Origin of the sequence: Dysgonomonas massiliensis, from assembly GCF_900240225.1 — a bacterium.
GTDB classification, from domain to species: Bacteria; Bacteroidota; Bacteroidia; order Bacteroidales; family Dysgonomonadaceae; genus Dysgonomonas; species Dysgonomonas massiliensis.
Genome location: NZ_OEPV01000003.1, coordinates 97,404 through 112,771, shown reverse-complemented (window position 1 = coordinate 112,771; position 15,368 = coordinate 97,404). Strand labels below are relative to the sequence as shown.

Annotated in this window: 9 protein-coding genes; all 9 read left to right on the top strand. The window is 36.6% G+C overall.

Annotated elements, in window-relative coordinates; genetic code table 11:
- The 9 genes from C1A06_RS04045 to C1A06_RS04005 all read left to right on the top strand — a co-directional run bounded on the left by C1A06_RS04045 (position 1) and on the right by C1A06_RS04005 (position 15,313).
- Positions 1-1,461, top strand: a complete 1,461-nt coding sequence (locus tag C1A06_RS04045; RefSeq protein ID WP_101688958.1) for a glycoside hydrolase family 28 protein — start codon at positions 1-3, stop codon at positions 1,459-1,461.
- Between the two features lie 63 nt (positions 1,462-1,524).
- Positions 1,525-2,895 (top strand): glycoside hydrolase family 28 protein, encoded by a 1,371-nt coding sequence (locus tag C1A06_RS04040; RefSeq protein WP_370738360.1) that lies wholly within the window; start codon positions 1,525-1,527, stop codon positions 2,893-2,895.
- A 3-nt stretch (positions 2,896-2,898) separates the two neighbouring features.
- Positions 2,899-4,161 carry a histidine-type phosphatase gene (locus tag C1A06_RS04035; RefSeq protein ID WP_101688956.1) on the top strand — a complete coding sequence of 421 codons (1,263 nt, stop codon included), beginning with the start codon at positions 2,899-2,901 and terminating at the stop codon, positions 4,159-4,161.
- Positions 4,162-4,292: 131 nt separating this feature from the next.
- Positions 4,293-7,412 (top strand): glycoside hydrolase family 2 TIM barrel-domain containing protein, encoded by a 3,120-nt coding sequence (locus tag C1A06_RS04030; protein ID WP_101688955.1) that lies wholly within the window; start codon positions 4,293-4,295, stop codon positions 7,410-7,412.
- A gap of 22 nt (positions 7,413-7,434) precedes the next feature.
- Positions 7,435-9,711 (top strand): GH92 family glycosyl hydrolase, encoded by a 2,277-nt coding sequence (locus C1A06_RS04025; protein ID WP_101688954.1) that lies wholly within the window; start codon positions 7,435-7,437, stop codon positions 9,709-9,711.
- A gap of 23 nt (positions 9,712-9,734) precedes the next feature.
- Positions 9,735-10,310: a hypothetical protein gene (locus C1A06_RS04020; RefSeq protein ID WP_101688953.1), complete on the top strand. Its 576-nt coding sequence runs from the start codon at positions 9,735-9,737 to the stop codon at positions 10,308-10,310.
- A gap of 291 nt (positions 10,311-10,601) precedes the next feature.
- A complete protein-coding gene (locus tag C1A06_RS04015) occupies positions 10,602-11,432 on the top strand; it encodes an ROK family protein (protein WP_101688952.1) in 831 nt (276 codons plus the stop codon).
- A 26-nt stretch (positions 11,433-11,458) separates the two neighbouring features.
- A complete protein-coding gene (locus tag C1A06_RS04010) occupies positions 11,459-14,068 on the top strand; it encodes a glycoside hydrolase family 2 protein (RefSeq protein ID WP_101688951.1) in 2,610 nt (869 codons plus the stop codon).
- An 81-nt stretch (positions 14,069-14,149) separates the two neighbouring features.
- On the top strand, positions 14,150-15,313 hold the full coding sequence (locus C1A06_RS04005) for a DNA-binding transcriptional regulator (RefSeq protein ID WP_101688950.1): 1,164 nt from the start codon (positions 14,150-14,152) through the stop codon (positions 15,311-15,313).
- The last annotated feature ends 55 nt before the right edge of the window (positions 15,314-15,368 follow it).

The window sequence follows — 15,368 nt, the reverse complement described above, 5'->3', positions numbered from 1 at the left end:
ATGAAACGCATATTTATTATCATATTGTCAATATTTGCTGTTGTTTCGGTATCATCACAGATATATAATGTCAGAGATTATGGAGCCGTATCAGATACTACAAAGCTATCGACTTTTGCAATACAAAAGGCTATCGATCTTTGCACAGCTAATGGTGGAGGCACGGTGCTTGTTCCTGCCGGAAATTATTTAAGTTCAACAATTTATTTAAAAGACAATGTCGATCTGCATATAGATGCAGGAGCTACGATATATGCAAGCCGTAAAGTTACTGATTATCCGAAAATTTCGAAATTAGTAGGTGCTTCAGATTTCGAGAGTGTCGAAGTTTTGCTTAGTGCTACTGATGCAAAAAATATCTCTTTAACTGGAAAAGGTATGTTGCATTGTCGTGCCGAGAGATATAGTTATCAGCGATCGGAAGTTCGTGCCGTAACAGATTCTGTAACTGGTCGAGAGGTTTATAATGCTGCGCAATATGGAGCAGATTATAGAACAAAATATAAAAAAGTTCCACCTTATACAACTGCTGTTAGCTTTACGGATTGTTATAATGTACATATCCGAGATATTCAAGTATTAGAGTCTTCCGGATGGAGTGTTCATCTTCAATGGTGCGATCGCGTGTTGGTTGATGGAATATATATAGAATCAAATCCTATTAATGGTGTAAATTCAGACGGATTAGATATTGACGGATGCAGTAATGTGATGGTGAGCAACTGTAATATTGATACTGGTGATGACGCATTATGCTTTAAGACTACTATGACCAATGGTCGTGCAGAACCTTGTCGATGGATTACTGTTACAAATTGCATTTTGAAATCTTCTTCAGCGGCACTGAAATTTGGAACAGAGACTCATGCTGATTTCGAGAATATAACGATCTCCAACTGTGTAATAAATGATGCAAATCGAGGATTATGTATTATTGTACGTGATGGAGGTACAATTCGTAATGTAACAATGAGTAATATGGTTATTCATACGGTAAGAAAAGCACCATTTTGGTGGGGTAACGGCGATCCATTGTGGTTTACTATTCAGAAAAGGGATAATGCAGCTGTAGCTGGTGGTATAGAAAATATCAATATTGAAAATGTGATTGCATATGGCCAGAGTGGAGTTCGTATTGAGGGCTTTGATAATATTGTTGAAAATATACGTATTCGTAATTTTCAATTATTTATGGAGCCGGAAAATGCGGTAGACAAGCGTGCTCGTGACGGCTATTTATTTTACGGAATTGATGGTCTTTCACTAATTGACTGTTCTGTAAAATGGAATACGAATAATTCGCAGAAAGAATGGCGAAAAGCATATTCTTTCGATAACATAAAGAATCTGGAGTTATTCAGAGTGAAGGGAGTAAAAGCTCCGAATAGTAATCATGAAACATTCAGTTTTAAAGACATAAAAGGTCTAGTAATTGATGGAAATGAAATAAAAAATAAATAATAAACTAAAAAACTAATAGAGATGAGAATCGTATCAATTTTGAGTACACTTATTTGCATTTTGATGCTCACGCAAGGGTGCGCTTCGTCGGCGAGCAAGGAAAATGTATATTTAATTACAGACTACGGTGCTAAAGGCGACGGAGTGACAGATGATGCTGCAGCTATACAGAAAGCTATCGATGCATGTTCTGAAGCCGGAGGCGGACGCGTCGTTGTCCCTGCAGGAAAAACATTTATGTGCGGTCCGTTCAAATTTGCATCCTTTGTAGAGTTACATCTTGAGCCAAATTCAAAACTGTTGGCTAATCCCGATGAAAGTGTTTATACAGAAAGTGCTTTTCGTGAAAATAGAGCCGAAGGTATGATGTGGATAAGCGGAAAAGATATCGAGCAAATTTCGATAACCGGAACCGGTGAAATTAACGGGAACAGTATTGCTTTTATGGGTAAGGAACTTGAAGACTCATACGAATTGAAGCCAATAACTGATTTCGACCCTCGTCCGCATGTTTTGACATTGATAAATGTAAAGAAAACAGTTATTCGCGATATAACTATTCGTGATGGGGCTTATTGGACAGTACATCTCATTGGTTGTTATGATGCATTGATAGATGGTATATCGCTTTTGAACAATCTGAAAGTTCGTAATGGCGATGGCATCGATTTAGATCACTCTCGTAAAGTGAGAATCTCAAATTGTTTTATTGAGTCAGGGGATGATTGTATCTGCTTGAAAAACAGACGCGAATTTGAAGAGTATGGTCCGTGCGAAGATATAGTTGTAACAAACTGTGTGATGACTTCTCGTTCATGTGCTATTAAGATCGGGTCCGAGAATATGGACAAGATAAACAATGTATTATTCGATAACTGTATCATTAAAGATAGTAACCGTGGTATAGGAATCCAAAATCGTGATGAGGGAACTGTAACAAATGTAGTATTCTCTAATATGCTTGTAGATTGTATGTATTTCTCAGACGTGTGGTGGGGCAAAGCAGAGCCTATCTATGTAACTTCATATCCACGTGCAATAGGTAATCATAAAGATGCTGGATGGCGTTTTCCTAAAGGCGCAGTAGAAGGCTATTCGGGTGAAGTAAGCAATATCTATTTCTACAACATTAAATGTACTAGTGAAAATGGAATCTTTGTAGGTGGTGATACTCCTGATAAAGTAAATAATATTTATTTCGATAAAGTAGATGTTCAATTACTGAAACGTACTGCCTACAGCGGAGGTGTTTATGATCGTCGTCCATGCAAAGGCGAAGGATTTATCTTTGATAAAACTTACGGATTTTATATTGATACGGCGTCTGATATCGAAATTGATGACTGTAAGGTACGTTGGGGAGATACTAAACCAGATTATCTTGGAGGAGACATAAAGCAAAATAATGCATTCCGAGTGAACGTAAAAAAATAAATTATGACATATATTTTGACTAAATGTAAGTATGCTATTCTGAGTTTGTTGCTTGTCGTAAGCGCAGTATCAGCCACAGCTCAGGGGTATACGTTAGATGATTTTACAAATGAACAATTGGGTAGTATTTACTATGCTTATCCAGAACCAAAAGGGCAACAGACTGTTGCCCCAAAAGGTTATGAAGCGTTTTATATAAGTCATTACGGACGTCATGGATCGCGTTGGATAACATCTGACGATCGTTATTCGAGAGTCATAGACGTTTTTAAAGCACATGAACTGACAGATTTAGGTAAGGATGTGTTGCAACGTCTGAATATAGTTTGGGAAGATGCACAAGGCAGAGGAGGTGATTTGACGCCACTTGGTGAGCGCCAGCATAAGGATATTGCAGAGCGAATGTTCAATAATTATCCAGATGTATTCAAGTCTGGAGTTGATATTTCTGCCCGTTCAAGCATTGTTGTGCGTTGTATTATGAGTATGAGCGCTTTTTGCGAACGCTTGAAAGAGCTTAATCCGTCACTTCAGATAACAAAAGAAGCAAATCAGCGCTATATGAAATATTTGGCATATACAACGCCAGAAGCAGAGGCTTTTGCTTCCAATAAATCAGAATGGCGCAAAGATTTCTATCAATATGAGAATGAGAATATTCATCCTCATCGTCTGATAGCATCACTGTTTAAAAATCCAGAAGAAATAAGACAACCTCACGAGTTGATGATGGGACTTTATTGGATTGCTTCGGACATTCAAAATACAGAACTAAGATCATCGTTATCAATATACGATATATTCGAGAAAGAAGAATTATTCGGAATCTGGAAAACTATAAACTATCGAATGTATTTGTGCAATGCTGCTGCACCTCTCAATAAAGGTGTTGCTCCTAAGAGCGCAAGTTCTCTTCTCGAAAATATTTTAGAGTCTGCAGATCAGGCTATAGAAAAAGGTACTGGTGGTGCAACATTACGTTTCGGCCACGACACATACTTTATCAGATTATTAGCCCTTATGCAGATAGAAGGGTGTAGTAATGCAGAAACGAATCCTGATCGCTATTACCAAGCATGGCAAGATTTCAGAGTATCACCTATGGCAGGAAATCTGCAGATGATTTTCTACAAGAATAAAAAAGGAAATGTTCTAGTTAAATTCCTTCATAATGAGAGCGAAGTGAAAATTCCGATCAAGAGTGATACTGGATTTTATTACAACTGGAATGATGTGAAAAACTATTATAGAAGTATTCTTCAGTAGTTATTCTAAAGCACAGTCTATGATGCGTGATTTGTACTGTAGGATTAAGTCCTGAATTAAAAATATTATCCGATTAAGAAGTTTTCTCGATCGGATATAGCTATTATATTACCTATAACTAATAACCTAAAATGAAAAAAATTGCAAGTCTGGCTCTGAGCCTTACATTTTCATTTGCTGCTATATTTGCTCAAGAGAATCAGATTCCTGATTGGGAAAACCCTCGAGTTTTCGCAGTTAATACTGAACCTACCAGAGCAACATCAATACCTTATTCGAGTGTTGAAACGGCGGTAGCAGATAGATATGAATCGTCTCCATATTACAGATCATTAAATGGTATCTGGGATTTCAAATGGTATCCACGTGTAAGTGATGTACCTAAGGGATTCTATACTGATAATTTTGATGCAAGTAATTGGGATAAAATGCCTGTGCCAGGCAACTGGGAATTTAATGGATTTGGAACTCCAGTTTATATCAATATGAATTTTGGTATTGTTCCTAAGAATCCTCCTTTTATTAATCGTGAAGATTCTCCGACAGGTCTTTACAGGCATACGTTTGATATTCCCGAAAGTTGGGATGGACGTCGTATATTTATTCATTTCGAGAATGGTACAAATTCGATGTATTTATGGATAAATGGAGAGAAGGTTGGTTATATTGAAAATGCTAAAAGTCCAGCTGAATTTGATATTACAAAATATGTACGTAAAGGTAAAAATCGTATAGCATGCGAAGTACATAAATTTAGTGATGGAACATATCTTGAGGATCAAGACAAATGGCGTCTTGAAGGATTCAATCGCAATGTATATCTGTATAGTACAGCTCAGACACGTATTCAGGATTTCTTTGTGAAGCAAGATTTGGATAGTAAATATCGTAATGGAATATTCAGTGTCGATGTTAAATTAAAGAATTATAGGGGAGTATCTCAGAATCAGCAAATATCGGTATCTATACTTGATACTAAAGGTAAAGAAGTACTGAAGAAATATCAAAGTGCAAATATTCCAACAAATGGTTCAAGAAACGTAACATTGAGCGGAATGATTGCAAATGTCGCAAAATGGACTGCCGAAACTCCGAATCTATACACAATGATTTTAGAGTTGACAGATTCTGCAGGTAAAACTATCGAAGCTACATCGTGTAAAATTGGTTTCCGTAAAATTGAAATAACCGATGGCCAGTTATTGGTAAATGGGAAGAAAGTATTTATGAAAGGAGTTAATCTGCATGAGTACAATGCTTTCGATGGGAATGTTGTAACTCGTGAGGTTATGATGCGTAATATCCGATTGATGAAAGAATTGAATATTAATGCAATTCGAACTTCACATTATCCGCAACCGACTCTTTTCTATAAATTGTGTGACGAATATGGCTTTTATGTTGTGAATGAAGCTAATATTGAATCACATGGTTTAAGTTTTGCTGAGAAGAATGTGTCGAACTTCCCAGAGTGGGATGATGCACACATGGATCGATTAATCCGTACTGTGGAACGGGATAAGAATCACCCATCGGTAGTTACATGGTCGTTAGGTAATGAAGCGAGTAACGGGCCTGTTTATTTCAAATTGTACGATTGGTTGAAGCAACGTGACGCAAGCCGTCCTACTCAATACGAACAAGCTTCAAGAAAGGAAGAACGCAATACAGATATTATTTGCCCGATGTATCCATCTTGGGAAGAGATGAAACGTGATGCAGCCCGCGATATAGGTAGACCATACATTATGTGCGAATATGCGCATGCGATGGGTAACAGTATGGGGAATTTTCAAGAATATTGGGATCTGATGCGATCGAGTAAAAATATGCAGGGAGGCTTTATCTGGGAATGGTACAACCATGGTTATCCAACAAAGGATGAACAAGGCCGTTTTTATTGGGCTTATGGTGGCGATCTTGGTGGATATAATAAAATGAATCACGGCAATTTTTGTATGGATGGTATTGTAACTCCAGATCAACAATATATGCCGCATACACATATTGTGAAAAAAGTATATCAAGATATCTTATTCGAAGCCAAAGATCTGAATAATGGGATTATTACGATTATCAACGATTTCAAATTTACTGATTTGGCAAGTGATAATTACACATTCAAGTGGAGAATTCTACGTAACGGAAAGAATTTCAAAGAAGGTGACTTCAGCGTAATGATTCCTGCTGATACAAAGAAAGATATTACATTGAATTTGCCCGTATTAGAGAAGAAAGCCGGGGTAGAATATTTTTTACAAGTATTTGCTTATCTGAAAAAGGATACACCTATATTAGAGGCTGGATTTGAAGTAGCGAAAGAAGAATTTGCTATGTCGGTTAATGATTATTTCGTTCCAGTAAAACGTGATGGTAATATTCAAATAACGAAAGAAGAAGGAAAAGCTATTGTTCAATCTGGTAGTCTTAAATATGAATTCTCATTGAAAGATGGTGCTACATTATTGTCTTTGACCGACAACGGCGAAAAAGTATTCAAACAATTACCTAGAATGAATTTCTGGCGTGCTCCGATCGATAACGATTTTGGCTCGGAAGAGCAATATAATCTGCTATTATGGAATGCCGCGAATTATAACATTATATGGAAGTTCAAGGGTGAAACTGAAAATGGACGTATTTCGACATTTAATTACGAAGGAAAACTAAGAGCTATAGATGCAAAAGTGTTTTTGTCATATACTGTAGATGCTGATGGAAGTCTGACTATGGATGTTAAATATCAGGCATTGTCTGACGAATTACCCGAAATGATGCGTTTCGGAATGTTGATGTCTTTACCAAAAGACAAGAATAACTTCGAATGGTATGGCCGTGGTCCGTGGGAGAGCTATGTTGATAGATATAAAGATGCATTCATGGGCGTCTGGAGTGGAATGGTCGAAGATCAGGCTTTCCCATACTATCGTCCTCAAGAAACAGGAAATAAAATGGATGTTCGTTGGTTGACGTTGAAGAATGATTCAGGAAAGGGCATCCGTGTTGATGGTGCTCAGCCTCTTTCGGTTAGTGCTCTGAAGAATTTACCTGAAGATTTCGATCCGGGAACTACTAAAAAGCAACAGCATTGGTCAGATATACTTCCTTTGGATGAGGTCGTTTTATGTGTTGATCTGTTCCAACGTGGAGTAGGGGGATTAGATTCGTGGAAAACGAAGCCTTTTGAAGAATATAGGTTTACAGATAAAGAATATTCGTACAGTTATACAATTAGCTTTATAACTGATTGAAAATAGATAAATAATTCATTACATGAAAAATATAAAGTTTTGTTTATTCATATTGAGCTTTTTATTCAGCTGCATGATGACTGTTGATGCGCAAAAGAGCAATGTGAAGTATGTAGATCCTACCATCGGTTCCGATGGCTTAGGACGTGTATTTATTGGTCCTGCGTATCCATTCGGCATGATAAAACCAAGTCCCGATTGTGCTTTGGGTTCTAATAGTGGTTGGCTTCCACAGCCAAGTCCGGTTTTAGGATTCAGCCAGTTGCATACTAGTGGGACAGGTGGAGGTCCTAAATACGGAAATATAAGTGTTATACCTTATATTGGAAAGCTTGAATTGGCCGATCGTTCGGCAATGCGAGAATCGGAGACTATGGAACTAGGCTACTATGCTACAGTTTTCAAAGAGAGTAAGATCAAGACAGAAATAACTGCTGTACGCCGCGTTGCTTTCTATCGCTTTACATACCCGAGTCAGTCGGATATGGCATTGAAAGTAGATCCGGGATTCTTCTTAGGCGAAAATCCCGTACCGAATGCACGCGAAGCTCAACAATTTATCAGTTCAGAAATCGAAATTGTATCCGATACTGAGATTCGTGGATATAACAGAGTTCGAGGAGGATGGAATAATGGACGTGCTTATACAGTATATTTCTATGCCAAATTTGATCAGCCTATAGCCGAATTCGCAACTTGGAAAGGTGATAAGTTGTCAAATACTGAAAAAGTGCAATTTGATTCGTATGATAAGACAGGTGCACTACTGCGTTTCAAGGACAACAAGACTGTAAATATGAAGCTCGGAATATCATTCCTAAGTACCAATAAAGCGAAATATAATGTTGAGAATGAAATATCTCACTGGGATTTCGATTCTGTCAGAAAAGACTTAATTGGCGAGTGGGATAAACTTGTTAGTAAGATAGAAATTGATGAAAGTGCGTCATTGGCTTATAAAAGAATGTTTTATACGGGATTGTATCATGCAATGCTGATGCCGGTCGATCGTACTGGTGAAAATCCATTATGGAAGAGCGATCAGCCTTATTATGATGACTATTATGCAATATGGGATATTTATCGCACATCTAGTCCTCTTCTTACATTTGTTGATCCGAAACGACAGATCAATATCATAAATTCGATGATTGATATTTATAAGCACGATGGTTATATGCCCGAAGCACGTAGCGGTAATAGTAATGGGCGTACACAAGGAGGATCCAACTCTTCTGCTTTGATTGCAGATGCTTATACTAAAGGACTTAAAGGCATCGACTATGAAACAGCATTGGAAGCAATGTTGAAAGATGCAACTGTTCCTCCGGGCGGAAATGAAGAACAAGAGGGTAGAGGTGGTCTGATTGAATATAATCGTTTAGGTTATGTACCTTATGGAATTGATCGTGCAGGAAGCCGTACGGTTGAATATGCTTACAATGATTTCAATATAGCTACTGTTGCTAAGGGACTTGGCAAAGATGATATTTATGAACGATTCTCGAAACAAGCGAATAACTGGCAGAACTTATGGCGCGAGGATTATGAGCATCATGGAGTTAAAGGTTTTATTCTACCTCGCGATGCTGAAGGTAATTGGTTGGATCAATTGCCATACGGATCGTCTAAAATACAGAATCCGACTTATACATATACGCCTATAACGCGAGAAGCTCCTTGGTATAATTGTTGGTGGTGTACCTATTTCTACGAAGGTACATCGTGGGTATATTCTCTTTTTGCTCCGCATGATGTGCAAGGTCTGATTGTGAAGAGTGGGGGAAAAGATGCCTTTAAAAATAGGTTGGATACATTTTTCGATCAGGAATTCTATGATGTTAATAATGAGCCTTCATTTCTGACTCCTTGTTTGTATCACTGGCTGGGAAGACCTGATATAAGTACTCGTCGCATTCGTGAGATTGTTGCGAAACATTACAATGACACACCTATGGGATTACCTGGAAGAGACGATTCGGGAGCTATGTCTTCGTGGTTATCTTTTCATCTGATAGGATTGTATCCGAATGCAGGTCAGTCGTATTATTTAATTAATTCTCCTTTCGTTCCTAAATATACAATGCATCTTGAGGATGGAAAGACTTTTACAGTAATAGCTAATAATCTTTCAGACAAAAATATCTATATTAAATCTGCTAGATTGAATGGTAAGGTATATGATAAATCTTGGATCGAGCATCAGGATATAGCTAATGGCGGAGAATTGATTTTTGAAATGAGTGCTACTCCTTCAAATTGGGGAACGAAGATATTACCTCCTTCATTGAGTAAATAATATTAACCTGCAGAATAAGTAATATGAAAAAAATAAAATATTTATTGTTGGTTTGTTGTATTTTATCCTTGACTCCGATTTTGTCAGCTAAGGAATCGAAATCTACTGATACTATTGAACTGAACTATGTTTTCCAACTATACGGCCAAACAAGACGTTATAAAATGGAGATCAATACAGACTACGAAACTGGCGTTCGTTTTGACTGGACTATCTTTTCTTATCAAAAGTGGCTGAAAGGAAGCTACCATATTTCACAGAGAGGTTTGTGTTGTGGAACAGACTTGAATTTTATTCAACCGGTAAACGGAACTCAGGAATATATGAAGGATAATGAAACTTTTGGTTTGATATCGGTTAACGCTCTGAAGGATTTGAAAGAAAATAATTCGTTTGTCTATAATAATACAACCTACAGATTGCAGAAACAAGATCAAATAGTTATCGAAAAAAGTACATTCAATGTCTACTTCGTTATTGCTGATATCGATAATACTAAGATGTGGATCTGGGACAATGAAAAACTACCTCTAATTTTGAAAATCGAAAATAATCCACTTGAGATAAATTACTACATAGAATCTTTTACTAGAAAGTGATTTTAATCGTTTTTATTGATACTCCAAGGTTTACTGGTAAGTGGATCTTGGAGTATTTGTTTTATAGTATTGTTAAGTATCTGGTAAAATCTGCAATAAAGTAATTTATTATATTAGATAAGAGTGTAGAATATCATTTTTTATGATTATAAGATAAAAGTATCAATCCTTTTTTTATTAATTCTTCGCAATACGCGGTAATCTCTACGCAAGATGCGTAGAGATTTGATTTTATATTCTATTTATTTGTAATTGAAATCATTCATGAAATAACGTAATAAATCTATACCTATGATTATTGGAATTGATCTAGGAGGTACAACAGTTACTCTTGGCCAGTTAAAAGGCAACAAACTTATTCAGAGAGTATCGGCGCCAAGCCCTTCTGATAAAAGCCAGATAGAATCTTTGCAGATACTAAAAGATCTGATACAAATACTTATTAATTCTGAAGTAAAAGGAATAGGTATAGGTGTCCCTTCCGTTGTTGATAAAGATCGAGGAATTGTTTATAATGTAGCAAATATACCTTCATGGGAAGAAGTACACCTAAAAAAAATTTTAGAAGATGAATTTAATATTCCTGTTTTTGTGAATAATGATTCAAATTGCTTTACTTTAGGAGAGAAAAGATTCGGAGTTGGTAAGCATTATCACAATATAGTAGGCGTGACTCTTGGCACAGGGGTCGGAGCCGGAGTAGTAGTAGATGACAAACTGTATAGTGGAGCGAATACCGGCGTAGGAGAAATTGGTGCAATTTCATATCTAGATGGCATTTATGAAGATTATTGTGCATCAGCTTTTTTTGAGAAATATTATAGAGCCACCGGCAAAGACCTATTCTGTAAAGCAGAATGTGGAGACCCCAACTCTCTTAATGCCTGGAATGAATATGGCAAGCATTTAGCAAATTTGGTGCAAGTGATACTTTTTACTTATGATCCGCAGATCATAATTTTAGGAGGTAGTATAACCAATGCGTATAAATTTTTTAAAGAATCAATGATGGAGAATTTGAAAAGTTTCCCATATCCTGAGATTCTAAAAAAACTAAAAATAGAAATTTCAAGAGATCCGGATATAGCTCTTCTTGGAGCAGTATCATTAGTAGAAATTTAAGATAATACCACTCAATCATACAATATATGAAGAACAAGTTTTTTATTATTTATTTAGGAGTATTAGTAGCATTGGCTGGCTTCTTTACAGCCTGCTCGAATGAGAAGAAAATAATTTCACGGAAAATTATGCTATCAGACAATTGGAAATTACAATCATCAGCTAAAATAGCTAATCAAGGAGGTGACATATCGACAGCAGGACAAAATACTACTGATTGGTATACGGCAAAAGTTCCATCTACCGTAATGGGAACGCTTTCGGACAATGGACTGTATCAAGACTTATTCGTAGCAACAAACTATAAAGATACTGACAAAAGTATATTTGATAAGTCATGGTGGTACAGAACAGAATTTAATCTGACACCTGATCAAATCAAAAGACATATTGAACTTATATTTGACGGAGTTACGTATAGAGCTAATGTTTGGCTTAATGGCAAGCAAATTGCTTCTAAAGACAAGTTTTATGGCACTTTCCGCCGTCACAAAATTGATATAACAGATTATGCTCAAGAAAACAATATACTTGCTGTAGAAGTATTCAGAGCCCAAAAAGGAGAACCAAACATTGGTTTTGTTGATTGGAATCCAAGACCTCTTGATGAGAACATGGGGATCTTTAGAGAGGTAACTGTAAATATTGAAGGTGCAGTAGGAATGAAAGACACTTGGGTGCAGAGTAAAGTGGATATTGAAAGCTTGAAACATGCATCTATAAGTATACAAACAAGTTTGGAAAATTATAGCAATGAGGAAACTTCTGGTCTTCTTGTAGGAAAGATAGAAGACATTAACTTCTCTATACCTGTAACTCTGGCTCCAAAAGAGAAAAAGACACTGAAGTTAACCGAGAATGAAGTTAAAGAATTTAGCATTGATAATCCTCGTCTTTGGTGGTCTGCATCATTAGGGAATCCGGAGCTATACAATCTCGATCTTCAATTCATTGTTAACAATGAAATTAGTAGCAGTGAAAATGTAACTTTCGGAATAAGAGACTTCCGTTCATACTGGACTGAAGATGGACATCAGGGTGTAATGCTTAACGGCAAAAAAGTTCTGGTAAGAAGCGCTGGTTGGACTGACGACTTATTCTTGAGGGATACACCCGAGTCTAACGAAATTCAGGTACAGTATGTGAAAGATATGAATCTCAATTCTATCCGTTTCGAAAACGTATGGGGAACCAGTCAGAATATTTACGATTTATGCGATCGTTATGGATTAATTGCATTTGTAGGTTGGAGCTGCCAATGGGAATGGGAAGCCTATCTTGGTATTCCTGATGATCAGTATGGCTGCATACACTCGGAACATGATATGAATCTGTTGGCTGACTATTGGCGCGACCAATTGACTTGGTTACGAAATCATGCCAGTATTGCTGTTTGGATGGCAGGAAGTGATAAAATTCCAAATCCTACATTAGAAAGAATGTATCTCGATATCAAAGCGGAGGTTGATGATCGTATATACATAGCAGCATCACAAGCCGTAGATAGTAAAGTTAGTGGTCCGACCGGAATGAAGATGTTTGGACCATACGAATACGTTGGGCCTAACTATTGGTTTATCGATCGCAAATACGGAGGTGCATACGGATTTAATACAGAAACAGGACCTGGTCCTCAAATTCCGGTATTAGAATCAATAAAGAAAATGATCCCAGAAGACAAGCTGTGGCCTTTAAATGAAGTTTGGGATTATCACTGTACTGCATCTACAACTGCATTGAACAGTCTTAAACTAAATACAGAGATACTTGAAGCCATGTATGGAAAAGCCGACAATTTAAAAGATTATCTTGATAGATCTCATTTGATCAGCTATCAGTCGACTAAAAGCATGTATGAAGCTTTCAGAGTGAATAAAGAAGGAGCTACAGGAATTGTACAATGGATGCTGAACTCGGCATGGCCATCATTATATTGGCAACTTTATGATTATGAGAAAATACCAGTTCCGGCTTATTACGGAGTAAAAAGAGGAAATAAGCCTTTACAAGTTGTATACAACTATGCTGATAATGGAATTTATGTAATCAATGATGAGTTGACTGAATTAAGTAATGCAAAAGTTATAATAAAAGCATATGATGCAAACTCTAATATAATATTCTCCAAAGAGCAGGTGATTTCAATTGCATCTAATAAAGTAGACAAAATCACAGAGATAGACAACTCAGCTATCAACACATTATTGTTCTTAGAAATTATTGATGCGGAAGGAAGTATTTTGTCTGATAATTTTTACGCATTGTCATCGAAACCAGATCAGTACGATTGGGATAAGTCAATGTGGGTAGGTACTCCGATGACATCTTACGGTGATTTCAAAGCTCTTACTAATATGCCTGAAGCTGACTTAAAAGTTTCGGTATCTAAAGAAAAAGACGAACTTCGAGTAAGCATTGAAAATACTGGTGATAAAATAGCATTTTTTGTTCAGCTTCTAGCTAAGGATAAAGATGGAGAAATTCCATATCCTATTTTTTGGAATGACAATTACAATAGTTTACAACCTAAAGAGAAGAAGGAGTTTACATGTAAATATGATGCAGATAAACTAGCAATCGATCATCTCAAAATTTCTGGATGGAATATAAATGAAACTACTATTACAATAAATTGACAAGTTTTTGATCAACTCTCAAATAGGAAGTTTTAGGGCTTTGGGCTTTGAAGCTTCCTGTTTTTTTATTTATCTTTAAGAATGGCTAAAATAATATTCTTGACCGACTTTACAGAAGAGTACGCTAAATTCTTACTAAAAGGAATTGTCGAATACACTAAAGAGCATGAGCCTTGGGAGTTATGCAAAATGCCTCTTTCTTATAGGGTTGAGCATGGAGTAGAAGGTGTGCTAGAATGGGCTTTGGACTGGGGAGCTGATGCTATAATTGCTCAGTTTTACCCGACCGATAATGTGTCCATTTTTGCAGAAAATGGCATTATTGCTATAGCTCAGGATTTCAAGCAACGCTTTACGAACATTCCTAATATAACAGGTGATCATATAGCAGCCGGAAGAATGGGCGCGGAATATTTTATCCAAAGAGGTTTTAAAAACTTTGCATTCTACGGATATCGCGGGGTTGTATGGTCTGATGAGCGCTTCATCGGGTTTAGAGAAACATTAGAAAAAAAAAACTTGGGCAAAAATTTATTTGAATATCAGAATATTGATTTTAAAGATCTTTGGTATTACGAATCCAAGCCATTGACTGAATGGTTAAAACTTCTTCCTAAGCCAATAGCAATCATGGCGTCTGACGACAATCAAGCGCACAATATAATTGAGATTTGCAATAAAAATTCAATCAGAATCCCTGAAGATGTTGCCATATTGGGGGTTGATAATGATGAAGCAGTATGCCTAATGTCTATTCCTCCCTTATCTTCTATCAATCAGGATGTAGAAAAAGGCGGTTTCGAAGCTGCCGAAATGATAGATCGGCTATTAGCCAATAAAGGTATGAAACCATATGATATAGTGGTTCAGCCAACGCATATAACTACCCGGAATTCGACTGATACCTATGCAACCAGCAATAAACATATACAAAAAGCACTCAAACATATACATATTAATACGAATGAAAAACTTAACGTTGATGATATTGTAAACTTGGTTCCAATGTCTCGACGTTTACTCGAAATAAAGTTCAAAGAGGTAACGGGAGAATCAATATACAATTACATATTAAATCTACGCATCGAAAAGTTTATCCTGCAATTGGTCGAAACAGATGATGCTATAGTTGATATAGCTATGAATCTGGGATTTTCAGATTATAAAAATATAAGTCGGCAATTTAAAAAGATGAAAGGTTGTACTCCTCTCGAGTATAGAAAACAGCATAAGATCAAGAAATAGGGCATCCGAATACTAATTATCCATACTTTCTGTATATAATACAATATGTCGAAAA